We start from the raw sequence: 1,824 nt of genomic DNA on the forward strand, positions 1-1,824 counted from the left end.
GGCCATGTAAGCCAATATGGTGAGCCGACTGCACAACATAATTTTTGAGGATACGATTGCAGCGTTTTGATACTTTACCGGTACGGGTTTGGCCTTCAGGGCCACCGGTTTGTTTGACCCGTGGAATAATACCTGAATATGATACTACATTGGTCACAGGCTTTTGTTTAGTTGGATCCCCGATCTCAGCGGTTGCTCCAGCTGCCAGGACGATGCCAATACCACGTAAAGTTGTCAGAAATGCACCCTGGGTTTGTGCCAGCCATAGGGCCATCTCCTTTTCCAGTTGCTCAATACTGTCCTGGAGACACTTAAAGTGTTTAATATGCTGAACTAATGAAACCTGGAGGGCACTGAGATACTCAGTTGGTGTATTGAGTACATGAGCAGCATAAAGCTGAAGTTTATCAGCGCCAACCTCAGGCTTTACTGTACCGTATTTGCGCAAGGTTTCAATAAGTTTCCGTCGTTTTCGACGACGGATCTGGGCTGGGCTGAATCGATCTGCCATAAGGTAGAGTGAACTATTTGAAAATGGCGAGATCCCGGTATTTTTTTCATCCAGAAAGCCAGGGAAGATTTGATCAGCAACTGTATGAATTCGATTTTTTTCCTCTGTTGACATGTCAACAAGTTTCTTTCTGTGACGAGTTAGACCCCGGAGGTTGTGATAGATTCCGGTTTGGGCAGGAGAACAATTTGCCCTTCGATTAAGGAGCATGGAAGCAATGCCCATTAAATCCAGTGTATCCGTACTGGCTTGAGCATTGGTCCGTTGTTTCTTTGCATCATGAGCGTTGACTCCCGCAATTAGCCATCCTCCGGAACGTAAAGTGTTTATAAAATTCTGCGCATAGGAGCCGACATCTTCTCCCCCAAAGAAGGTGTGTTTTGGGTCAATTCCACGATGGCGGCAAGAACTGAGAACTTGCTGAGTCAGATACTCAAGGCCTTCCGGGGAATTTTTTACAGGAAATGGTTTTCGTAAAATATTTCCATGACCGTTGCAGAACATAACGACATGCTCCTTTTTTGCATAATCTATCGGTATGCACATCACTTTTGCGTTGTTACCGGCTTCTTCAAACAGTGTGTTCAATTCTTGACTTTGACAGGAAAAAATGGTTCTCTTTTTCATAGTGAAGCTCCTCCTTTTTTGCAGCTGCTTCATTGCAGACTGCTATAAAATTATGCCACCGGAGTGATCCGGATGGCTCATACTAAGGGGGAGTTTCACATAATTTAAGAAAAAACCAATCAAATATGCGCAGCTACAACCAAAATATCTCATGATGTCCCAAATTATAGAGTTGGGGAGGCTCCGCGAGCTCACCCTAAAGGGCTCGCTCACCTCCCCAACATCTATAATTTGGAAAGGTACCGGTTATGCAATGGTATCTTTTTTGGGGTTTTAGCTAAAAATTAATCACCTGTTTAAGTTATTTAACGAAAGGAGGAATTTGATGAAAAAAGCTGCTTTAGTATTTATATTTTCTGTTTTTGCATTATTAACTTTATTGATGACATTAAGCGTTGCTGAAGATCAGAAAGGTGTAATCACTGTTACTCCAAATATCGGTGCTTATTTTTTTGAAGGAAACCAAGAACTTGAAGATGGAATAACATCCGGTATTAATATAGGATACGATTTTAACAAAACATGCAGTGTCGAAGGTTCCTTTAATTAGTAACTTAGCAATAATAAATTGAACAATTATGTTGACATTTAGCTACGGTAATGATATGCGTTATGTATGTCAAACACTGTTGAGAAAATCAAGGTAAAGTATGGGTATTTACGTTCACATTTAGATGAGAAGGTTC

The 1,824-nt window shown here is 41.4% G+C and carries 2 protein-coding genes; one reads left to right on the forward strand and one right to left on the reverse strand.

Features of this window, described 5'->3' with window-relative positions:
• Positions 1-1,138, reverse strand: a 1,138-nt coding sequence (locus VXK47_RS10280; protein ID WP_435548696.1) for an IS110 family transposase, incomplete at its 3' end; no start/stop codon positions are given.
• Between the two features lie 325 nt (positions 1,139-1,463).
• Between VXK47_RS10280 and VXK47_RS10285 the strand changes: the two genes are divergently transcribed.
• Positions 1,464-1,688: a hypothetical protein gene (locus VXK47_RS10285; RefSeq protein ID WP_435548697.1), complete on the forward strand. Its 225-nt coding sequence runs from the start codon at positions 1,464-1,466 to the stop codon at positions 1,686-1,688.
• Positions 1,689-1,824 lie beyond the last annotated feature (136 nt).

The organism is Desulfobacterium sp. N47, from assembly GCF_051233685.1.
In the GTDB taxonomy this organism is placed as follows: Bacteria; Desulfobacterota; Desulfobacteria; order Desulfobacterales; family RPRI01; genus RPRI01.